General features: G+C 52.0%; 18 protein-coding genes. 9 read left to right on the top strand and 9 right to left on the bottom strand.

Annotation, left to right across the window (positions count from 1 at the left end; translation table 11 throughout):
* The first annotated feature begins 85 nt into the window (after positions 1–85).
* The 8 genes from mdtA (at position 86) to trhP (ending at position 13,088) form a co-directional block, all read left to right on the top strand.
* Positions 86–1,333 carry a multidrug efflux RND transporter subunit MdtA gene (gene mdtA, locus C4F37_RS04180; protein WP_000678976.1) on the top strand — a complete coding sequence of 416 codons (1,248 nt, stop codon included), beginning with the start codon at positions 86–88 and terminating at the stop codon, positions 1,331–1,333.
* Positions 1,333–4,455 carry a multidrug efflux RND transporter permease subunit MdtB gene (gene mdtB, locus C4F37_RS04175; protein WP_001197836.1) on the top strand — a complete coding sequence of 1,041 codons (3,123 nt, stop codon included), beginning with the start codon at positions 1,333–1,335 and terminating at the stop codon, positions 4,453–4,455. The genes mdtA and mdtB overlap by 1 nt, the downstream gene beginning before the upstream one ends.
* Positions 4,456–7,533, top strand: coding sequence for a multidrug efflux RND transporter permease subunit MdtC (gene mdtC / locus C4F37_RS04170; RefSeq protein WP_001773995.1), 3,078 nt, complete (start codon positions 4,456–4,458; stop codon positions 7,531–7,533).
* The gene (locus C4F37_RS04165) at positions 7,534–8,949 is read left to right on the top strand and encodes an MFS transporter (RefSeq protein WP_001538943.1); all 1,416 of its coding nucleotides are present in this window, start codon (positions 7,534–7,536) and stop codon (positions 8,947–8,949) included.
* Positions 8,946–10,349 (top strand): two-component system sensor histidine kinase BaeS, encoded by a 1,404-nt coding sequence (baeS, locus tag C4F37_RS04160; RefSeq protein ID WP_000675178.1) that lies wholly within the window; start codon positions 8,946–8,948, stop codon positions 10,347–10,349. Before C4F37_RS04165 ends, baeS begins: the two co-directional genes overlap by 4 nt.
* Positions 10,346–11,068, top strand: a complete 723-nt coding sequence (gene baeR, locus C4F37_RS04155) for a two-component system response regulator BaeR (protein ID WP_001538945.1) — start codon at positions 10,346–10,348, stop codon at positions 11,066–11,068. Before baeS ends, baeR begins: the two co-directional genes overlap by 4 nt.
* A gap of 179 nt (positions 11,069–11,247) precedes the next feature.
* A complete protein-coding gene (locus C4F37_RS04150; protein ID WP_001300972.1) occupies positions 11,248–11,580 on the top strand; it encodes a YegP family protein in 333 nt (110 codons plus the stop codon).
* A 146-nt stretch (positions 11,581–11,726) separates the two neighbouring features.
* Positions 11,727–13,088 (top strand): prephenate-dependent tRNA uridine(34) hydroxylase TrhP, encoded by a 1,362-nt coding sequence (trhP, locus tag C4F37_RS04145; protein ID WP_000476012.1) that lies wholly within the window; start codon positions 11,727–11,729, stop codon positions 13,086–13,088.
* Positions 13,089–13,416: 328 nt separating this feature from the next.
* Here the strand turns inward: trhP and yegR are convergent, their stop codons facing one another.
* On the bottom strand, positions 13,417–13,734 hold the full coding sequence (gene yegR, locus C4F37_RS04135; protein ID WP_001361579.1) for a protein YegR: 318 nt from the start codon (positions 13,732–13,734) through the stop codon (positions 13,417–13,419).
* A 414-nt stretch (positions 13,735–14,148) separates the two neighbouring features.
* Between yegR and yegS the strand changes: the two genes are divergently transcribed.
* Complete coding sequence (gene yegS, locus C4F37_RS04130; protein ID WP_001538947.1) at positions 14,149–15,048, top strand: lipid kinase YegS; 900 nt, start codon at positions 14,149–14,151, stop codon at positions 15,046–15,048.
* Positions 15,049–15,129: 81 nt separating this feature from the next.
* On the opposite strand, the gene C4F37_RS04125 is transcribed toward yegS, so the two are convergent.
* From C4F37_RS04125 to fbaB, 8 genes are all read right to left on the bottom strand, one after another.
* Positions 15,130–15,903, bottom strand: a complete 774-nt coding sequence (locus C4F37_RS04125) for a DeoR/GlpR family DNA-binding transcription regulator (protein ID WP_001295426.1) — start codon at positions 15,901–15,903, stop codon at positions 15,130–15,132.
* Positions 15,904–16,008: 105 nt separating this feature from the next.
* On the bottom strand, positions 16,009–17,049 hold the full coding sequence (gatD, locus tag C4F37_RS04120; protein WP_001538949.1) for a galactitol-1-phosphate 5-dehydrogenase: 1,041 nt from the start codon (positions 17,047–17,049) through the stop codon (positions 16,009–16,011).
* 47 nt (positions 17,050–17,096) lie between these two features.
* Positions 17,097–18,452, bottom strand: a complete 1,356-nt coding sequence (locus C4F37_RS04115; RefSeq protein ID WP_001538950.1) for a PTS galactitol transporter subunit IIC — start codon at positions 18,450–18,452, stop codon at positions 17,097–17,099.
* A gap of 3 nt (positions 18,453–18,455) precedes the next feature.
* Positions 18,456–18,740 carry a PTS galactitol transporter subunit IIB gene (gene gatB / locus C4F37_RS04110; protein ID WP_000823289.1) on the bottom strand — a complete coding sequence of 95 codons (285 nt, stop codon included), beginning with the start codon at positions 18,738–18,740 and terminating at the stop codon, positions 18,456–18,458.
* A 30-nt stretch (positions 18,741–18,770) separates the two neighbouring features.
* Entirely contained in the window at positions 18,771–19,223 is a 453-nt protein-coding gene (gatA, locus tag C4F37_RS04105; protein ID WP_000182908.1) for a PTS galactitol transporter subunit IIA, read from the bottom strand.
* A gap of 9 nt (positions 19,224–19,232) precedes the next feature.
* Entirely contained in the window at positions 19,233–20,495 is a 1,263-nt protein-coding gene (gene gatZ, locus C4F37_RS04100) for a tagatose-bisphosphate aldolase subunit GatZ (protein WP_000853836.1), read from the bottom strand.
* Between the two features lie 28 nt (positions 20,496–20,523).
* Positions 20,524–21,378, bottom strand: coding sequence for a tagatose-bisphosphate aldolase subunit GatY (gene gatY / locus C4F37_RS04095; RefSeq protein ID WP_000289800.1), 855 nt, complete (start codon positions 21,376–21,378; stop codon positions 20,524–20,526).
* Positions 21,379–21,604: 226 nt separating this feature from the next.
* Entirely contained in the window at positions 21,605–22,657 is a 1,053-nt protein-coding gene (gene fbaB, locus C4F37_RS04085) for a class I fructose-bisphosphate aldolase (RefSeq protein WP_000129551.1), read from the bottom strand.
* Positions 22,658–22,900: the final 243 nt, after the last annotated feature.

The following is a 22,900-nucleotide window of genomic DNA, read 5'->3' as shown; positions in this document are numbered from 1 at the left end:
TCATAATTCCTCCATTTTTCTCCCTTATTGGCTGGCTACACTAGTATCATTCCGCGAAACGTTTCAGGAAGAGAAACTCTTAACGATGAAAGGCAGTTATAAATCCCGTTGGGTAATCGTAATCGTGGTGGTTATCGCCGCCATCGCCGCATTCTGGTTCTGGCAAGGCCGCAATGACTCCCAGAGTGCAACCCCAGGGGCGACGAAACAAGCGCAGCAATCGCCAGCGGGTGGTCGCCGTGGTATGCGTGCCGGCCCATTAGCTCCGGTTCAGGCGGCGACCGCAGTAGAACAGGCTGTTCCGCGTTACCTCACCGGGCTTGGCACCATTACCGCCGCTAATACTGTTACGGTGCGCAGCCGCGTGGACGGTCAACTGATGGCGTTACATTTCCAGGAAGGCCAGCAGGTCAAAGCAGGCGATTTACTGGCAGAAATTGACCCAAGCCAGTTCAAAGTTGCATTAGCACAAGCCCAGGGCCAACTGGCAAAAGATAAAGCCACGCTCGCCAACGCCCGCCGTGACCTGGCGCGTTATCAACAACTGGCAAAAACCAATCTCGTATCTCGTCAGGAACTGGATGCCCAACAAGCGCTGGTCAGTGAAACCGAAGGTACCATTAAGGCTGATGAAGCAAGCGTCGCCAGCGCGCAATTGCAACTCGACTGGAGCCGTATCACCGCACCAGTTGATGGTCGCGTTGGTCTCAAGCAGGTTGATGTTGGTAACCAAATCTCCAGTGGCGACACCACCGGGATTGTGGTGATCACCCAAACACATCCTATCGATCTGGTCTTTACTCTGCCGGAAAGCGATATCGCCACCGTTGTACAGGCACAAAAAGCCGGAAAACCGCTGGTGGTAGAAGCCTGGGATCGCACCAACTCGAAGAAGTTAAGTGAAGGCACGCTGTTAAGCCTTGATAACCAAATCGATGCCACTACCGGTACGATTAAAGTGAAAGCACGCTTTAATAATCAGGATGATGCGCTGTTTCCCAATCAGTTTGTTAACGCGCGCATGTTAGTCGACACCGAACAAAACGCCGTGGTGATCCCCACCGCCGCTCTGCAAATGGGCAACGAAGGCCATTTTGTCTGGGTACTGAATAGCGAAAACAAAGTCAGCAAACATCTGGTGACACCGGGCATTCAGGACAGTCAGAAAGTGGTGATCCGCGCAGGTATTTCTGCGGGCGACCGCGTAGTGACGGACGGCATTGATCGCCTGACCGAAGGGGCGAAAGTGGAAGTGGTGGAAGCCCAGAGCGCCACTACTCCGGAAGAGAAAGCCACCAGCCGCGAATACGCGAAAAAAGGAGCACGCTCCTGATGCAGGTGTTACCCCCGAGCAGCACAGGCGGCCCGTCGCGCCTGTTTATTATGCGTCCTGTCGCCACCACGCTGCTGATGGTGGCGATCTTACTCGCCGGGATTATCGGTTATCGCGCCCTGCCCGTTTCGGCGCTGCCGGAAGTGGACTATCCAACCATTCAGGTGGTCACGCTTTATCCAGGTGCGAGCCCGGATGTCATGACCTCTGCCGTTACCGCGCCGCTCGAACGCCAGTTCGGGCAGATGTCTGGCCTGAAACAGATGTCGTCGCAAAGTTCCGGCGGTGCGTCAGTTATCACTTTACAGTTCCAGCTAACATTGCCGCTGGATGTCGCCGAGCAGGAAGTGCAGGCCGCGATTAACGCTGCGACCAACCTGCTACCGAGCGATCTGCCTAACCCGCCGGTTTACAGCAAAGTGAACCCGGCAGATCCACCGATCATGACGCTCGCTGTCACCTCAACCGCCATGCCGATGACGCAGGTGGAAGATATGGTGGAAACCCGCGTCGCGCAGAAAATCTCGCAGATTTCCGGCGTAGGGCTGGTCACACTTTCCGGCGGGCAGCGTCCGGCGGTACGCGTAAAACTCAACGCTCAGGCAATTGCCGCTCTCGGCCTGACCAGCGAAAGTGTGCGCACCGCTATTACTGGCGCGAACGTTAACTCAGCGAAAGGGAGCCTTGACGGCCCTTCTCGCGCGGTCACGCTTTCCGCGAACGACCAGATGCAATCGGCAGAAGAGTATCGTCAGTTGATTATCGCTTATCAGAACGGCGCACCAATTCGTCTTGGCGATGTCGCTACTGTAGAGCAAGGAGCAGAAAACAGCTGGCTCGGCGCGTGGGCGAACAAAGAACAGGCCATTGTGATGAATGTTCAGCGCCAGCCCGGTGCTAACATTATCTCCACCGCCGACAGCATCCGGCAGATGCTACCACAGCTCACCGAGAGTCTGCCGAAATCGGTGAAGGTGACGGTACTTTCTGACCGTACCACCAATATCCGCGCATCGGTCGACGATACCCAGTTTGAGCTGATGATGGCTATCGCGCTGGTAGTCATGATTATCTACCTGTTTTTGCGCAATATTCCGGCGACCATCATTCCCGGCGTCGCAGTGCCGCTGTCGTTAATCGGCACCTTCGCGGTCATGGTGTTTCTCGATTTTTCAATCAATAACCTGACGCTGATGGCACTAACCATCGCCACCGGATTTGTGGTCGATGACGCCATCGTGGTGATCGAGAACATTTCCCGCTATATCGAAAAAGGCGAAAAACCGTTGGCGGCGGCGCTCAAAGGCGCGGGTGAAATCGGCTTTACCATTATCTCGCTGACCTTCTCGCTGATTGCGGTGTTGATCCCCCTGCTGTTTATGGGCGATATCGTCGGGCGACTGTTCCGCGAATTTGCTATTACCCTGGCAGTCGCGATTTTGATCTCGGCGGTGGTGTCGCTGACCCTGACACCGATGATGTGCGCGCGGATGCTCAGCCAGGAGTCGCTGCGTAAACAGAACCGCTTCTCCCGTGCCTCGGAGAAAATGTTCGACAGGATAATCGCCGCCTATGGTCGTGGACTGGCGAAAGTGCTGAATCATCCGTGGCTGACCTTAAGCGTGGCGCTCAGCACGCTGCTGCTTAGCGTGCTGCTGTGGGTATTCATTCCGAAAGGTTTCTTCCCGGTGCAGGACAACGGCATTATTCAGGGCACTTTGCAGGCACCGCAATCCAGCTCCTTTGCGAATATGGCCCAGCGGCAACGCCAGGTCGCGGACGTGATTTTGCAGGATCCGGCAGTGCAAAGTTTGACCTCATTTGTTGGCGTTGATGGCACTAACCCGTCGCTGAACAGTGCGCGTTTACAGATCAATCTCAAACCACTGGATGAACGAGATGACCGGGTGCAAAAAGTCATCGCCCGTCTGCAAACGGCGGTGGATAAAGTGCCGGGCGTCGATCTCTTCCTGCAACCAACGCAGGACCTGACTATTGATACTCAGGTCAGCCGCACCCAGTACCAGTTTACCTTGCAGGCCACGTCACTGGATGCGCTCAGTACCTGGGTGCCACAGTTGATGGAAAAACTCCAGCAGCTGCCACAGCTTTCTGATGTCTCCAGCGACTGGCAGGACAAAGGGCTGGTGGCGTATGTCAATGTCGACAGGGACAGCGCCAGCCGCCTGGGGATCAGCATGGCGGATGTCGATAACGCCCTGTACAACGCGTTTGGTCAGCGACTGATTTCCACTATTTATACTCAGGCTAACCAGTATCGCGTGGTACTGGAACACAACACCGAAAATACCCCAGGCCTCGCGGCGCTGGATACCATTCGCCTGACCAGCAGCGACGGTGGCGTGGTGCCGTTAAGCTCAATTGCCAAAATTGAGCAGCGTTTTGCGCCGCTTTCCATCAACCATCTGGATCAGTTCCCGGTAACGACTATCTCCTTTAACGTGCCGGATAACTATTCGCTGGGCGATGCGGTGCAGGCGATTATGGACACAGAGAAGACGCTGAATCTGCCGGTGGATATCACCACGCAGTTCCAGGGCAGCACCCTCGCCTTCCAGTCGGCGCTGGGCAGCACTGTCTGGCTGATTGTCGCGGCGGTGGTGGCGATGTATATCGTGCTCGGCATTCTGTACGAGAGCTTTATTCACCCGATCACCATTCTCTCGACGCTACCCACCGCAGGGGTCGGCGCGCTGCTGGCGTTAATGATTGCCGGTAGCGAACTGGATGTGATTGCCATTATCGGCATTATTTTGCTGATCGGTATCGTGAAGAAGAACGCCATCATGATGATCGACTTCGCGCTGGCTGCTGAGCGCGAGCAAGGCATGTCGCCGCGCGAAGCTATTTACCAGGCTTGTCTGTTGCGTTTTCGTCCGATCCTGATGACCACTCTGGCGGCTCTGCTTGGTGCGCTGCCGCTGATGTTGAGTACCGGGGTCGGCGCGGAACTGCGTCGTCCGTTAGGTATCGGCATGGTCGGCGGTCTGATTGTCAGCCAGGTGCTGACGCTGTTTACCACGCCGGTGATTTATCTGCTGTTCGACCGTCTGGCATTGTGGACCAAAAGCCGCTTTGCCCGTCATGAAGAGGAGGCGTAAGTGAAGTTTTTTGCCCTCTTCATTTACCGCCCGGTGGCGACGATTTTACTGTCGGTCGCCATTACCCTGTGCGGCATACTGGGTTTCCGTATGCTGCCAGTCGCCCCGCTGCCGCAGGTCGATTTTCCGGTGATCATGGTCAGCGCCTCGCTGCCCGGTGCGTCACCAGAAACAATGGCGTCTTCCGTTGCCACGCCGCTGGAGCGCTCACTTGGGCGCATTGCCGGAGTCAGCGAAATGACCTCCAGCAGTTCGCTCGGCAGCACGCGCATTATTTTGCAGTTTGATTTTGACCGGGATATCAACGGCGCAGCGCGCGATGTGCAGGCGGCGATCAACGCCGCGCAAAGTCTGCTACCCAGCGGGATGCCCAGCCGTCCGACCTATCGCAAAGCGAACCCATCGGATGTGCCAATTATGATCCTCACGCTGACATCCGATACTTATTCGCAGGGTGAACTGTACGATTTCGCCTCGACACAGCTGGCTCCGACGATTTCGCAAATCGACGGTGTCGGTGATGTCGATGTTGGCGGCAGCTCGCTGCCCGCCGTACGCGTCGGGCTGAATCCGCAGGCGCTGTTTAATCAGGGCGTCTCGCTGGACGACGTACGCACTGCCATCAGCAATGCCAACGTGCGTAAACCGCAGGGCGCACTGGAAGATGGCACCCACCGCTGGCAGATCCAGACCAATGACGAACTGAAAACTGCCGCTGAATATCAGCCGCTGATTATTCATTACAACAAAGGCGGCGCGGTTCGTCTGGGCGATGTGGCGACGGTGACCGACTCTGTACAAGATGTACGTAACGCCGGGATGACCAACGCCAAACCGGCCATTTTGCTGATGATCCGCAAGCTGCCGGAAGCCAATATTATCCAGACGGTAGACAGCATCCGCGCCCGTCTGCCGGAATTACAATCCACCATCCCGGCAGCAATTGATCTGCAAATTGCCCAGGATCGCTCCCCTACTATCCGCGCGTCGCTGGAAGAGGTTGAGCAGACGCTGATTATCTCGGTGGCGCTGGTGATTCTGGTGGTGTTTTTGTTCCTGCGTTCGGGTCGCGCCACCATTATTCCCGCCGTTGCGGTGCCGGTTTCGCTGATTGGTACGTTTGCGGCGATGTACCTGTGTGGTTTCAGTCTCAATAATCTTTCGTTAATGGCGCTCACCATCGCCACTGGCTTTGTGGTGGATGACGCCATCGTGGTGCTGGAAAACATTGCCCGTCATCTGGAAGCGGGGATGAAACCGCTACAGGCCGCGCTGCAAGGTACTCGCGAAGTCGGCTTTACGGTGCTGTCGATGAGTCTGTCACTGGTGGCGGTGTTCCTGCCGCTGCTGTTGATGGGCGGATTGCCGGGTCGCCTGTTACGCGAGTTTGCCGTGACGCTTTCTGTCGCCATTGGTATTTCGCTGCTGGTTTCCCTGACGTTAACGCCGATGATGTGCGGCTGGATGCTAAAAGCCAGCAAGCCGCGCGAGCAAAAGCGACTGCGTGGCTTTGGTCGCATGTTGGTTGCTCTGCAACAAGGCTACGGCAAGTCACTAAAATGGGTGCTCAATCATACCCGTCTGGTGGGCGCGGTGCTGCTTGGCACCATTGCGCTGAATATCTGGCTGTATATCTCGATCCCGAAAACCTTCTTCCCGGAGCAGGACACCGGCGTACTGATGGGCGGGATACAGGCTGACCAGAGTATTTCGTTTCAGGCGATGCGCGGTAAGTTGCAGGACTTCATGAAAATTATCCGTGACGATCCGGCGGTGGATAATGTCACCGGCTTTACCGGCGGTTCACGGGTGAACAGTGGAATGATGTTTATCACCCTTAAACCACGCGGCGAGCGGAGCGAAACGGCCCAACAGATTATCGATCGCTTGCGTAAAAAACTGGCGAAAGAACCGGGAGCGAATCTGTTCCTGATGGCGGTACAGGATATTCGCGTTGGCGGACGTCAGGCTAACGCCAGCTACCAGTACACATTATTGTCCGACGATCTGGCGGCACTGCGCGAATGGGAGCCAAAAATCCGCAAAAAACTGGCGACATTGCCAGAGCTGGCTGATGTTAACTCCGATCAGGAAGATAATGGCGCGGAGATGAACCTTATTTACGATCGCGACACTATGGCGCGATTGGGAATTGACGTGCAAGCCGCCAACAGCCTGTTAAATAACGCCTTCGGTCAGCGGCAAATCTCGACCATTTACCAGCCGATGAACCAGTACAAAGTGGTGATGGAAGTTGATCCGCGCTATACCCAGGACATCAGTGCACTGGAAAAAATGTTCGTTATCAATAACGAAGGAAAAGCGATCCCGCTGTCGTATTTCGCTAAATGGCAACCGGCGAACGCTCCACTGTCGGTGAATCATCAGGGATTATCGGCGGCCTCGACCATTTCGTTCAACCTGCCGACCGGGAAATCGCTCTCGGACGCCAGTGCGGCGATCGATCGCGCAATGACCCAGCTTGGTGTGCCTTCGACGGTGCGCGGCAGTTTTGCCGGAACAGCGCAAGTGTTCCAGGAGACGATGAACTCACAGGTGATCCTGATTATCGCCGCCATCGCCACGGTATATATCGTACTGGGTATCCTTTACGAGAGTTATGTGCATCCACTGACGATTCTCTCCACCCTACCCTCGGCGGGCGTCGGAGCGCTGTTGGCGCTGGAGCTGTTCAATGCCCCGTTCAGCCTAATTGCGCTGATAGGGATCATGTTATTAATCGGCATCGTGAAGAAAAACGCCATTATGATGGTCGATTTTGCGCTTGAAGCCCAACGGCACGGTAACCTGACGCCGCAGGAAGCTATTTTCCAGGCCTGTCTGCTGCGTTTTCGCCCGATTATGATGACTACCCTGGCGGCGCTGTTTGGTGCGCTGCCGCTGGTATTGTCGGGCGGTGACGGCTCGGAGTTGCGGCAACCATTGGGGATCACCATTGTCGGCGGTCTGGTCATGAGCCAGCTTCTGACGCTGTATACCACGCCGGTGGTGTATCTCTTTTTCGACCGTCTGCGGCTGCGTTTTTCGCGTAAACCTAAACAAGCGGTAACCGAGTAAATGACAGATCTTCCCGACAGCACCCGCTGGCAATTGTGGATTGTGGCTTTCGGCTTCTTTATGCAGTCGCTGGACACCACCATCGTAAACACCGCCCTTCCCTCAATGGCGCAAAGCCTCGGGGAAAGTCCGTTGCATATGCACATGGTCATTGTCTCTTATGTGCTGACCGTGGCGGTGATGCTGCCCGCCAGCGGCTGGCTGGCGGACAAAGTCGGCGTGCGCAATATTTTCTTTACCGCCATCGTGCTGTTTACTCTCGGTTCACTGTTTTGCGCACTTTCCGGCACGCTGAACGAACTGTTGCTGGCACGCGCGTTACAGGGCGTTGGCGGTGCGATGATGGTGCCGGTCGGTAGGTTGACGGTGATGAAAACCGTACCGCGCGAGCAATATATGGCGGCGATGACCTTTGTCACGCTGCCCGGTCAGGTCGGGCCGCTGCTTGGCCCGGCGCTCGGCGGTCTGCTGGTGGAGTACGCATCGTGGCACTGGATCTTTTTGATCAACATTCCGGTGGGGATTATTGGGGCGATCGCCACACTGATGTTAATGCCGAACTACACCATGCAGACGCGGCGCTTTGATCTCTCCGGCTTTCTGTTGCTGGCGGTTGGCATGGCGGTATTAACCCTGGCGCTGGACGGCAGTAAAGGTACAGGTTTCTCGCCGCTGGCGATTGCTGGCCTGGTCGCAGTTGGCGTGGTAGCACTGGTGCTTTATCTGCTGCACGCCCAAAATAACAACCGCGCCCTGTTCAGTCTGAAACTGTTCCGCACTCGTACCTTTTCGCTGGGCCTGGCGGGGAGCTTTGCCGGACGTATTGGCAGTGGCATGTTGCCCTTTATGACACCGGTTTTCCTGCAAATTGGCCTCGGTTTCTCGCCGTTTCATGCCGGACTGATGATGATCCCGATGGTACTCGGCAGCATGGGAATGAAGAGAATTGTGGTACAGGTAGTGAATCGCTTTGGTTATCGTCGGGTACTGGTGGCGACCACGCTGGGCCTGTCGCTGGTCACCCTGTTGTTTATGACTACCGCTCTGCTGGGCTGGTACTACGTTTTGCCGTTCGTCCTGTTTTTACAAGGAATGGTCAACTCGACACGTTTCTCCTCCATGAACACCCTGACGCTGAAAGATCTCCCGGACAACCTGGCGAGCAGCGGCAACAGTCTGCTGTCGATGATTATGCAATTGTCGATGAGTATTGGCGTCACCATCGCCGGGCTGTTGCTGGGACTTTTTGGTTCGCAGCATGTCAGCGTCGACAGCGGCACCACACAAACCGTCTTTATGTACACCTGGCTTAGCATGGCGTTTATCATCGCCCTTCCGGCGTTTGTCTTTGCCAGAGTGCCGAGCGATACGCATCAAAATGTCGCTATTTCACGGCGGAAAAGGAGCGTGCAATGAAGTTCTGGCGACCCGGTATTACCGGCAAACTGTTTCTGGCGATTTTCGCTACCTGCATTGTCTTATTGATCACGATGCACTGGGCGGTACGTATCAGTTTTGAGCGCGGCTTTATCGATTACATCAAGCATGGTAATGAACAACGGCTGCAAATGCTCGGCGATGCGCTTGGTGAGCAGTACGCCCAGCACGGGAACTGGCGCTTCCTGCGTAATAACGATCGCTTTGTATTTCAGATCCTACGTTCACTGGAGCATGATAACAACGAAGATAAGCCCGGCCCCGGTATGCCGCCACACGGCTGGCGCACACAATTTTGGGTGGTTGATCAAAACAACAAAGTGCTGGTTGGCCCGCGAGCACCGGTTCCACCCGACGGCACACGGCGGCCCATTATGGTCAATGGTGCGGAAGTTGGCGCGGTGATCGCCTCCCCTGTTGAACGACTGACCCGTAATACTGATATCAATTTTGACAGACAACAGCGGCAAACCAGTTGGCTGATTGTGGCTTTATCTACCTTATTAGCGGCGCTGGCGACATTCCCACTGGCGCGCGGTTTGCTGGCTCCGGTAAAACGACTGGTGGATGGCACGCACAAACTGGCAGCGGGTGATTTCACTACTCGCGTAGCCCCCACCAGCGAAGATGAGTTGGGCAGACTGGCAGAGGATTTCAATCAACTCGCCAGCACACTGGAGAAAAACCAGCAGATGCGCCGCGATTTTATGGCCGATATTTCTCATGAACTGCGCACGCCTTTAGCAGTACTGCGCGGCGAACTGGAAGCCATTCAGGATGGTGTGCGTAAATTCACGCCGGAGACGCTGGCTTCTTTACAGGCAGAAGTCGGTACACTGACAAAACTGGTTGACGATCTCCATCAATTGTCTATGTCTGATGAAGGCGCTCTCGCCTATCAAAAAGCACCGGTAGATTTGATCCCACTGCTGGAAGTGGCGGGAGGCGCATTTCGCGAACGATTCGCCAGCCGTGGCCTGAAATTGCAATTTTCCCTGCCAGACAGTATTACCGTATTTGGCGATCGCGATCGTTTAATGCAGTTGTTCAATAACTTACTGGAAAATAGCCTGCGCTACACTGACAGCGGCGGCAGCCTGAAAATCTCTGCCGAGCAGCACGACAAAACGGTGCGCCTGACCTTTGCCGACAGTGCGCCGGGTGTCAGTGACGATCAGCTACAAAAATTGTTTGAACGTTTTTATCGCACCGAAGGTTCCCGCAACCGCGCCAGCGGTGGTTCCGGGCTGGGGCTGGCGATTTGCCTGAACATTGTTGAAGCACATAACGGCCGCATTATTGCCGCCCATTCGCCTTTTGGCGGGCTTAGCATTACAGTAGAGTTACCGCTGGAACGGGATTTACAGAGAGAAGTATGACCGAGTTACCAATCGACGAAAACACACCGCGTATTTTGATCGTGGAAGATGAACCGAAGCTGGGGCAGTTGCTCATTGATTATCTGCGTGCTGCGAGCTATGCGCCAACGTTGATTAGCCACGGCGATCAGGTACTGCCATATGTGCGCCAGACACCACCGGATCTGATACTGTTGGATCTGATGCTCCCTGGCACCGATGGCCTGACGCTGTGTCGGGAGATTCGTCGTTTTTCTGACATTCCGATCGTGATGGTGACAGCAAAAATCGAAGAGATCGACTGCCTGCTCGGACTGGAGATTGGCGCAGATGATTATATCTGCAAGCCGTACAGCCCACGGGAAGTGGTAGCGCGCGTCAAAACCATTTTGCGCCGTTGCAAACCGCAGCGCGAGTTGCAGCAACAGGATGCTGAAAGCCCGTTGATTATCGACGAAGGTCGTTTTCAGGCTTCCTGGCGCGGTAAAATGCTTGACCTGACGCCTGCAGAATTTCGTCTGCTGAAAACGCTCTCTCATGAACCAGGAAAAGTGTTCTCCCGCGAGCAGTTGCTGAACCATCTTTATGACGACTACCGCGTGGTAACCGACCGTACCATCGACAGCCACATTAAAAACCTGCGCCGCAAGCTGGAATCTCTCGACGCCGAACAGTCATTTATCCGCGCCGTTTACGGCGTCGGTTACCGCTGGGAAGCCGACGCCTGCCGCATCGTTTAACATTTTTACCTGCCGGAGATGGCCTTCAGACCAGATCCGGCAACATTATCCCACGCATGGTCAGCAAACTGACATTATCTCTCCGCCCTGGCAGGCACCAGAAAATCGCTCATACTTTAATTGGCAAACAGTACCTTTAGATGCTGTTTTCGATACGCAATTTCAATCAAGGAGTCATTATGGCTGGTTGGTTTGAACTCAGTAAGAGCAGTGATAATCAGTTCCGGTTTGTGCTAAAAGCGGGCAATGGTGAGACTATCCTCACCAGCGAGCTGTATACCTCAAAAGCCTCTGCGGAAAAGGGCATCGCGTCGGTGCGTAGCAACAGCCCGCAAGAAGAACGCTATGAGAAAAAAACGGCAAGCAATGGCAAATTCTATTTCAATCTGAAAGCCGCCAATCATCAAATTATCGGCTCCAGCCAGATGTATGCCACCGCGCAATCTCGTGAAACCGGAATAGCCTCCGTTAAAGTAAATGGCACAAGCCAGACGGTGAAAGACAATACGTAATTACGATGCCGGGCGTAGGTTGTTGGCGTCCGGCGCTTTACCAGTTACCCCCACAGCGCTACAATGCCCGCCCTTAAAGTGGGGGCACTCCCCTAACCGCTTCATCAGGTGAAGCGGCTCTGACCTGTCATCAGAACGAGAGAATTATGTTTAAACCGGAACTCCTTTCCCCGGCGGGAACGCTGAAAAATATGCGTTACGCTTTCGCTTATGGCGCAGATGCTGTTTATGCGGGCCAGCCGCGTTACTCCCTGCGTGTACGCAACAACGAATTCAACCACGAAAATCTTCAGCTCGGCATCAATGAAGCCCACGCGCTGGGGAAAAAGTTTTATGTCGTGGTCAACATTGCACCGCACAACGCCAAGCTGAAAACCTTTATCCGTGACCTGAAACCGGTGGTGGAAATGGGGCCGGATGCGCTGATTATGTCCGATCCAGGGCTGATTATGCTGGTGCGTGAGCACTTCCCGGAAATGCCAATCCACCTCTCGGTACAGGCTAACGCCGTAAACTGGGCGACGGTGAAATTCTGGCAGCAAATGGGTCTGACCCGCGTGATCCTCTCTCGCGAACTGTCACTGGAAGAGATTGAAGAGATCCGCAATCAGGTGCCGGATATGGAGATCGAAATCTTCGTTCACGGCGCGCTGTGCATGGCCTACTCCGGTCGCTGCCTGCTCTCTGGCTATATCAACAAGCGCGACCCGAACCAGGGCACCTGCACCAACGCCTGCCGCTGGGAGTACAACGTCCAGGAAGGGAAAGAAGATGACGTTGGCAACATCGTGCACAAGTACGAGCCGATTCCGGTGCAAAATGTTGAGCCGACGCTGGGCATCGGCGCGCCAACCGACAAAGTGTTTATGATCGAAGAAGCTCAGCGTCCGGGCGAGTATATGACTGCGTTTGAAGATGAGCACGGCACTTACATCATGAACTCGAAAGATCTGCGCGCTATCGCCCACGTTGAACGCCTGACCAAAATGGGCGTGCATTCGCTGAAAATCGAAGGTCGTACCAAATCTTTCTACTATTGCGCACGCACCGCGCAGGTTTACCGTAAAGCTATCGATGACGCAGCTGCGGGAAAACCATTCGATACCAGCCTGCTGGAAACTCTGGAAGGTCTGGCGCATCGTGGCTATACCGAAGGTTTCCTGCGTCGTCATACTCACGACGATTATCAGAACTACGAATACGGTTATTCAGTTTCTGACCGCCAGCAGTTTGTTGGTGAGTTTACCGGTGAGCGCAAGGGCGACCTCGCGGCGGTAGCGGTGAAAAATAAATTCTCCGTTGGCGACAGCCTTGAGCTGATGACGCCGCAAGGCAACATTAACTTTACCCTTGAGCATATGGAAAACGCCAAAGGTGAAGCAATGCCGGTCGCACCAGGCGATGGTTATACTGTGTGGATCCCGGTCCCGCAGGATCTTGAGCTAAATTACGCGCTGCTGATGCGTAATTTCTCCGGGGAAACCACGCGTAACCCCCACGGTAAGTGATTAATTTCGATTATTTTTCCCGGATGGAAAATTCTTAGAAACCGATCACATACAGCTGCATTTATTAAGGTTATCATCCGTTTCGCTGAAAAACATAACCCATAAAATGCTAGCTGTACCAGGAACCACCTCCTTAGCCTGTGTAATCTCCCTTACACGGGCTTATTTTTTATGCATAAGCCGTATCCTGGTAACCGTCTTCCATTGACCACATCGATAGAATCTCCCTTCATAGCACGATGCCTTTCACTTATTGGCATCGTGCTCGCACAGGTTCCGGTTACGCACAGCCAGAACGCGCATGTTTGACGCTTACCAAAAAATATTCTCACTCTCCACATTTGAATGTCAGACGAGCGACGCCATGTAATCCTGCACCTTCTGTCTTCAATTTAACTATCTGCATTTTTTTGCCCTGAGTAACACAGAAATGAACTGCATCATTTTTTACTATATTTTCTGCACCAGATATTCTACCCCTGGCTAAAGAAGCTTCGGCTTCGGTGTAGTATTGGTTATCGAGTTTACGCTGAATATTACTTTTATATGCAAGACCAAACTTACCGATACTTGTCTCATCATTATGTACAGCACACCCAGACATAAGAAAAACACTAATTAATGATATAGCAGCTATCTTTTTCATCTTACCTTCCCCCATTAAATACCAACGACACGCTCTGGTGTTTAAATATAATAATGGCATGATTATTATAATTGAATAGGATTATAATAAATGTTCTGTACAACATTTCCTACATAAGTAGGAATTACATACACGGATGCCCTTCCGGGTAACCCCATGGGGGGGTTAATATATTTTTAATAGTATATTGAAGATGCCACTGTTTAGTTGAATATTAGGTATATGCTCTTTTTTGAAATTTATCGGTGGCTGCCGTTAGTATTCGCTGTCCCCATTGCAAGCTCCTGGTGGTAACCACTGAATCTTCCATACTTGAACTGACTTTTTATCCTCCGACTTTCATCCTGTTCTGACTCTACCTTTTCTTTTCTGCTCTACACTATCTACAGACCAATCATAAAGGCACATACGATCATGGCAGAATTTCCCGCCAGCTTACTGATTCTTAATGGCAAAAGTACTGACAATCTACCCTTGCGCGAAGCAATTATGCGGTTGCGTGAGGAAGGAATGACGATCCATGTGCGGGTCACCTGGGAGAAAGGCGATGCCGCACGATATGTAGAGGAGGCCCGGAAGTTGGGCGTCGCAACGGTGATTGCCGGTGGTGGCGATGGCACCATTAATGAAGTTTCTACGGCGTTGATTCAGTGTGAGGGGGATGACATACCCGCGCTGGGAATTCTGCCATTAGGAACCGCCAATGATTTTGCCACCAGTGTAGGGATTCCTGAGGCACTGGATAAGGCGCTGAAACTGGCAATTGCCGGTAACGCCATTGCGATAGATATGGCGCAGGTCAACAAACAAACCTGTTTTATTAATATGGCGACAGGCGGATTTGGGACGCGTATTACCACAGAAACGCCGGAAAAATTAAAAGCCGCGCTGGGTGGCGTCTCTTACATCATTCATGGCTTAATGCGCATGGATACTCTGCAACCGGACCGTTGTGAAATCCGCGGTGAAAACTTTCACTGGCAAGGTGACGCCCTGGTCATTGGTATTGGTAACGGGCGTCAGGCCGGTGGCGGTCAGCAATTGTGCCCGAACGCATTAATTAACGACGGCTTACTGCAACTGCGCATTTTCACCGGCGATGAAATTCTTCCGGCTCTCGTATCAACCTTAAAATCTGACGAAGATAACCCGAATATTATCGAAGGTGCTTCGGCGTGGTTCGATATACAAGCCCCACACGAAATCACTTTTAATCTTGATGGCGAACCGTTGAGTGGGCAAAACTTCCATATTGAAATACTTCCGGCGGCGTTGCGTTGTCGATTACCACCAGATTGTCCATTATTGCGTTAATCAAACTATTCTCTGTTGAACCAGGGAGAATCCGTAATGCCGGATGCGGTGTAAACACCTTATCCGGCATACAGAACAATACTACACCGTAATTAATTTTACCCGTGTCTTCTGCAATGCCAGTTTATCCACCTCAGACACAGCATCATCGGTAATAATAATGTCAATTTTTTCGATTGGCAGTACCTGATTAAAACCGCGACGATTAAATTTCGATGAATCGAGAACGGCAATCACTTTATTTGCGGCTGTGACCATCGCCCCGCTAATCGAATAGCCTTCATTAAAGGTCGTAATACCATTAACCGCATCAATACCATCAGCACCGACAAACATTAAATCGGCATTAATATCCTGCAATGAACGCTCAGCAATGGAGCCATGCATCGAGCGCGTTTTATGGCGGACCGTGCCACCGCAGACGACCAGAGTAATGTCTTTATTTTCGGAAAGGGCAAATGCTGCCGGGAGACTGTTGGTAATCACCGTGATATTTTTGGCGGTCATTAATCCTTCGGCGATAAGCATTGTCGTACTTCCGCTGTCGAGAATAACGGTCATCCCTTCGTGGATCATTTTGACTGCCGCCTGCGCTATTCTGTTTTTTGGCGCGCTGGCGAGCTGAAATCGCTCTTTAAACCCGACTTCCTGGGTCTCGGTTTCACTATTACCGGACATTATTTTCGCCGCACCGCCATGAAAGCGCGTAACCACGCCTTTTTGTTCGAGAAAGCGCAAATCGGCACGGATTGTCGCTTCCGAGGCAGCAAATACTCCCGCCAGATCCTGAACAAGCACGGTTCCCTGTTCATTCACTAATTGGATGATCTTATTCCTTCGCTCGAATGAATTCATCGTCATTTACCCATATTCAATTGTGGCTAGTGTAAACGAAGGGGGACCATTGGTGAATGATCTGTTTTGCACAATACCGGGCCAGCATCTCACTGGCCCGAGGTTTCAGGGAATGAGCAACACTTTGCCCGGCATGGCATTACGAGCGATGTCACGCACCGCCTGGGCGAAGCTTTCAAAGCTTCCACGGTGAGCGATTAATGGCTCCAGGCTTAACTTACGTTCTGTCAGCAACCGACTCGCCGTTTCCCACTCCTGCCCCGGCCAAGGGCTGGAGTAGTTCATCCAACTGCCGATAACCGTCAGCTCTTTACGCAATATTTTGCCAAACGTTGCCGATGTTAAATGCAGATCCTGATGCAACGTGCCCACCAGCGCCAGCTGGGCATGAGGCCCGGCAATCTCTACCGCCAGTTCGACGGTTTGCGGGACGCCAGCCGCCTCGAGGATAAGCTGATTAAAGCGCAGCTCGCGTAAAACGCCCTGCATTTGCGGCGCGCTCATTTCAAGGCTGTTAAATGTTTGCATCGCACCGAAAGATTTTGCCAGTGCCAGTTTTTCTGAGCTAATGTCGATAGCCGTCACACTCTTTGCTCCCAGCGCGACAGCGCACTGAATTGCCAGCAGGCCAATGGTTCCGGCACCAATAATAATAACGTTTTTATTCTCACATCCTTGCGCTAAATGGAACGCATGCAGGCCAACGGTAATCGGTTCAATAAAAGCCCCATCCTCAATAGGCATATCCGCAGGTAGTGCAAAGACATTGTTTCGCTTAACGACAATATATTCGGCAAATCCACCATCACGCCGTGAGCCAATAAAATCATATTTTGCGCACTGGGAATAAAACCCTTTCAGACACTCTGGACAAGTAAAACAGGGTAATAACGGCACACAGGCAACCGCATCGCCGGGGTGTAAATCATCAACACCGGATCCCACCGCATCAATATAGCCGCTAAATTCATGGCCTAACGTTATTGGATAATAATGTGCACCATTTTTAAATATCCTGGGTAAATCGGAACCACATAAGCCCGAGCTGGCAATTTTTACCCGCACCTCATCCTGATGTTTAATTTCAGGAATGACGCTTTCTGCAACGCGCACGATACCATCAGTATCATTCACCACTGATTTCATAAAAACTCCTGATTGTTAAGGGGGATTACCACCCCCTCAGGTAAAAATTATTCTGCGAGAACGGCTTTCTCTTGTTTAATAAAACCACGCGCTCTACGCCAGGTCATGAAAATACCGGTCAGATAAATTGCGCCGATAATAATGAAACCGGGAATATTTTGCGGGGAGAAAACCTGAATCAGTAACCAGGTAATGGGAGAACCGCCCTGATCCATTGAAGCCACCATCCCCCCGGCTTTTAACGCCCCAGCATTAGCCGCCAGTTGGGTGTGCAAACCAATAGTTTGCGTCGCGATCCACAGGGTGATGCTCATAATGATGACACCCGAGATTAAGGTGCGGAACAGATTTCCACGATGCACCGCGACCGCCATCGCCACGAAGAAGCCGATAGTTGCAAGATCGCCAAACGGCAGCACCTGATTACCCGGAACACAAACAGCAATTAAAATGGTGAGCGGGATAAAAATCAGGCTTGCCGATACCACCGCCGTATGCCCCAGCAGTAATGCGGGATCCAGGCCAATCAGGAACTCCTGACCGCCGAACTTCGCCTGTAAACGACTACGGGCCTGCTTAGCGATGGGCGTTAAACCATCCATGATGGGTTTAATCACCCGTGGCATCAGCAGCATAACCGCCGCCGTTTTTACCGCCAGCTGCAATACACCTTTGACATCGTAACCCGCGAGGATGCCGATAATCAGCCCCATCACAAAACCCACGGTGACAGGCTCGCCAAACGGACCAAATTTGCGCTGAATATCGTCGGCACTAAATTTAATTCGGTTAACGCCTGGGATTTTCTCGATGATAGCATCGACCAGCACAGCAATTGGTCCCATATACGCCGACGTACCGTGCGGAATAGCAATGCCTTCCAGCTCAAAGAAATTTCGGGTATCGCGGGCAAACCAGTCGCCGAGCTTATAAACAAACGCCGCGTGAATTACCACACCCGCCATCCCTATCATCCATGAACCGGTTGCCAGATGCAGCAACGCGCCGGTGAAGGTCATATGCCAGATATTCCAGATATCAACATTTACCACCCGCGTCATACGGGTCAGTAACATCGCCACGTTAACCAGAATCGCAATCGGAATCGCCACCAGCGCAATTTGCGACGCCCAGGTCATGGGTGAAGAGCCCGGCCAGCCGACATCGACCACATGCAGATTCAGGTCGAAATTTTCCGCCATCGCTTTCGCCGCCGGGCCAATGGAATCCAGCATTAAGCCAATCACAAGGCCAATGCCAACAAAGCCAATCCCGATATGCAGACCTGCTTTAAAGCAATCGCCTGCCTTCATGCCTAATATTTTAGAAAACATAATGATGACAATCGGCAGCATCACCGTAGGGCCGAGGTCGAGAATATAACGCATGACTTCTGAAAACATAGGTCACCCCTGTAAGATAGTCAGAATTTTATTTTGTAATGCTTCGATACCGACACCAGAAACAAAAGGCATGCCGTGAACTAACGGAATATTGCCAAAACTACGATCCACCCTGGCAGTGGTGCATATCAAATGCACGCCATCCATATAGGTTTCTATTTCATTAACCCGACACTGGATTAATTCAACAGGAATATTATGACTCTGACACAACTCTTTAATTTCTTCCGCCGCCATCGTAGAGGTCGCAACCGCGCCTCCGCAAGCGACAATAATTTTGCGTTTCATAAATAGTCCTTTTTATTGTTACAGAGGGATTTATTCGTCTGAATCTAAAACATACTTTGTGAAGTATTCCTTTAACTGGGTTTCAGGAAGAGTGATTAGTGTCTCGACGATATCGGGCTGTTGTAACTTGCCAAATAAACAGCGTAAAAGTTTCAATTGCTGCTGCGGATTTTCCACAATCAACGCAATAACCAACGATACCGCCACGTCGTTATCATCATCCGCTTGCTGAAAATGAACTTTATTTGTTGGCCTTAACAGATAAATGGCTGACGACTTAGCATGAATCGCCTCACAATGCGGTATTGCAATGGCGTGCTGCTCAAGCATTATCCCGGTAGGGAATTCTGCTTCTCTGGTAATTAATGCCTGTGGCCAGGTATCATGAACCACACCTTTCGCGAGCATCTCATTACCGATATGGGTTAAAACTTCGCTACGATCGACAAAAGAAATTCCGCTACGAACAAACAGGTTAGTCATATACCGTCCTTATTCCGCACAGCCGTAGCGATAGGCGCGCAAAACATCATAAATTTTATCCATAATAAGCTGATGCGGTATTGCTGATAATTCCCCGGACTGAATGCGTTCAAATTGTTTCGGAAGATACTGACTAATCATGCCCAGTGGGATGTCCACGCCTTCCAGATTCACCATCATCGTTTCGACGCTATTTTTAATCCGGCTATGCGGCCAGTAATAACGAATACGATCCGACAGGCTGTAACGAATACCCAGTAATGAATCGTTAAAACCCGTGCGATAATATTTTTTCCAGTATTGCGGTTCGTCGAGCATCACTTCTTCAATTACCGCCAGACAACGGCTACGATTTTCGGGTGCGATAAGTTCCTGCTCAATTTGTGCCAGCGCAAATATCGCCTCACGTAAAGCAAAGGTTAATGCCGGACCGACTTTCAAAATTGCAAAATGATCGCGAACTAATTCCCGATAGGCCGTCTGAGTCTGGTAATCGGTGGAATGCGCTTCATAAACCATTTTGGTTTTTTCTATCCATTGCGCCAACGCCTGAGCTTCTTGCGCCTGATAATGAATAATATTGCTATGGTCAAATTCCACACCCGGCTGCACCACGATGGCAATCACGCGTGTTAACGCCTCTGCCAGACCACGGGCAATAAAGGCCTTTTGATGCGTGCGTAAAGTATTGGCGGCATCTTCAACCTGGGTGATGTGTACTGACTGAATGGCGCTGGCCTCACCGCCCGGAACCGGAACTTCAGTGCCAATGACATAGTTCAGTTGCTCACGCTGGCAATCAGTCGCCACACTTTCCGCCGCCAGACAAAGCACAGCGGCACGTTCAGCAACCGTTTCTGGCGCTAACGGTATGGAATCGTCAGCGCAGGACATTGACGCATCAAGATGAATTTTACTGAAGCCGGCACGAACATATGCCTTTACCAGCTCGACGGATTTTTCCATCGCCGCATCCGCATTTTCTTGCTGCCAGCAGTTTGGTCCCAGATGGTCGCCGCCGAGAATAATACGCTCACGAGCAAATCCGACTTTATCGGCAATCGCAAAAACAAATTCGCGAAAGTCTGCCGGTGTCATTCCGGTATAACCGCCAAATTGATTGACCTGGTTTGACGTTGCTTCAATCAGCACTTTACGCGTGCTGTTGCGATCAAATGCCAGCGCCGCTTCGATAACCAACGGATGTGCAGAACAGACTGAACATATGCCAATATGTTCACCAGCTTTATGCCGGGCAATTAACGTTTTCATGTTTTTTCCTTGTTAAATGGCAGGTGCGTTATGCCCTGCCCTCGCAGCCACAATCGGCAATCACTTTGCTCACCACATCGCGCATTGCAGATTTAGCCGACTGCAAATAATCACGGGGATCAGTCGCTTCGGGGTGCTCGGTCAGGTAATTTTTTAACGCCTGCGAGAAGGCATTTTTCAGCTCCGTTGCAACGTTGATTTTGCATATCCCCAGTTTGATGGTTTGCTGAATATCCTTAGTCGATAATCCTGACGCGCCATGCAGCACCAGCGGTAAATTCACCCACTGGCGAATGTTCTCCAGTCGAGAAAAATCAAGCGCCGGTGCTCTGGCATACATACCGTGAGCCGTGCCGATGGCGACCGCCAGGGAATCAATCCCGGTTGCCTCGGCAAATTCACGCGCCTGAACGGGGTTGGTATAAAAAGCATCGGCTTCATTGACTTGCACATCATCTTCCTGGCCGCCAAGTTGCCCCAGCTCCGCTTCGACGCTGACATCAAAGCGATGGCAAAAATCCACCACCTCTTTGACCCGTGAAATATTTTGCGCAAAAGGCAAATGCGAGGCGTCAATCATGACTGAGCGCACGCCAGAACGAACCTTCTGAGCGATATCGTCAAATTTCGTGTGATGGTCGAGATGAATCGCCAGTGGATGGTGATATTGCTTCGCCATCGCGCTGACCAGCGCCATCAGATTTTCTGTACCGGCATGAGTAAATGTGCCGGGCGTTCCGGCGATGATGACCGGCGCATGCATGCTGGCAGCGGTTTCCACCACCACTTGCATCGTTTCGAGATTGTGAATATTGAATGCCGGAACCGCATAACCGCCGCGCTGCGCGTTGTTCAGCATCTGCTTTGTCGATACCACGTACATTTTCATATCCTGTCGTTTGTTTTCGATTTCAAAACATAATGAAATTATTTGTTTTCAAATGTCGAGATAACGATCACAAAAACGACAATGTGAAAATTAATCAGAATGACAGGCAAAAAAAACGGCCTCCCGGGGGAAGCCGTAACGAAGTGCGCGTGTTTTTATGCCGGATGCAACGTAAACGCCTTTTCCGTCCTACGGGGTGGTGCTGTTCGTATGAGGCGCATCAGGCGATAGTAATTTTGCTATCGAGATAAACGTCCTGCACGGCGTTAATCAGTTTCACGCCGTCAGCCATCGATTTCTTGAACGCCTTACGTCCAAGAATCAGCCCCATTCCGCCTGCGCGTTTGTTGATAACCGCAGTACGCACTGCATCGCTGAGGTCAGTTTCACCGCCTGCAGCACCGCCGGAGTTTATCAACCCGGCCCGGCCCATATAGCAGTTAGCTAACTGATAACGCACCAGGTCAATCGGGTTTTCACTGGTCAGTTTGCTGTAGACTCGATCGTCGGTATAACCGTAATTAATCGCTTTATAGCCGCCGTTATTTTCCGCCATTTTTTGTTTGACGATATCTGCACCTATGGTTGCCGCCAGATGGTTCGCCTGACCAGTCAGGTCGGCGGAAACATGGTAATCAACGCCATCTTTCTTAAAGGCGGAGTTACGCAAATAGGCCCACAGCACTGTCACCATGCCCAGCTCGTGCGCACGTTCAAAAGCCGCAGAAATTTCTTCAATCTGGCGACGTGACTCTTCCGAGCCAAAATAGATAGTCGCCCCAACCGCCACCGCGCCCATATTGAACGCCTGCTCCACGCTGGCATACAGCGTTTGATCGTAGGTATTCGGGTAACTTAGCGTCTCGTTGTGATTAAGTTTGACGAGGAATGGAATGCGATGCGCGTAACGCCGCGATACCGACGCCAGCACGCCGTAAGTTGACGCCACACAGTTACAGCCCGCTTCGATCGCCAGTTCAACAATGTTTTTCGGGTCAAAGTAGAGCGGGTTAGCGGCAAATGAAGCTCCGGCAGAGTGCTCAACGCCCTGGTCAACGGGCAGAATAGAAAGATATCCTGTGCCAGCCAGACGCCCGGTGTTGTACAACGTCTGCATATTACGTAACACCGCTGGCGGGCGATTATTGTCAATCATCACGCGGTCTACGTAGTCATGTCCGGGGAGATAAAGCTGGTCAGAAGGAATAGTCATACAACGGTGCTGTAAAAGGTTGTCGGCGTCTTTGCCAAGCAACTGCGCAATATCTGTCATTACTATGCTCCCGTAAATTCCGATTGGATATCGGCTATGGATTGTCCTGGCCCGCCTTTTGCGGGCAATCATAATCCTGGTCGTTACGGGCGAGTTTTTCCATCTTTTGGATGTTTTTTCAGCGTTTTCTGTTGGCTCGATTCATCAGAAAAAATGTTACCGCGGTCAAGTTTTCACCGCAAAGGTATTTAAAAGGTATTACTAAGTGGTATTGTCATCGCGTACCTTACATTACCTGTCATG

This window comes from Escherichia sp. R1, assembly GCF_003000935.1.
In the GTDB taxonomy this organism is placed as follows: domain Bacteria; phylum Pseudomonadota; class Gammaproteobacteria; order Enterobacterales; family Enterobacteriaceae; genus Escherichia; species Escherichia coli.
This window is presented reverse-complemented; position numbering and strand designations above follow the sequence as displayed.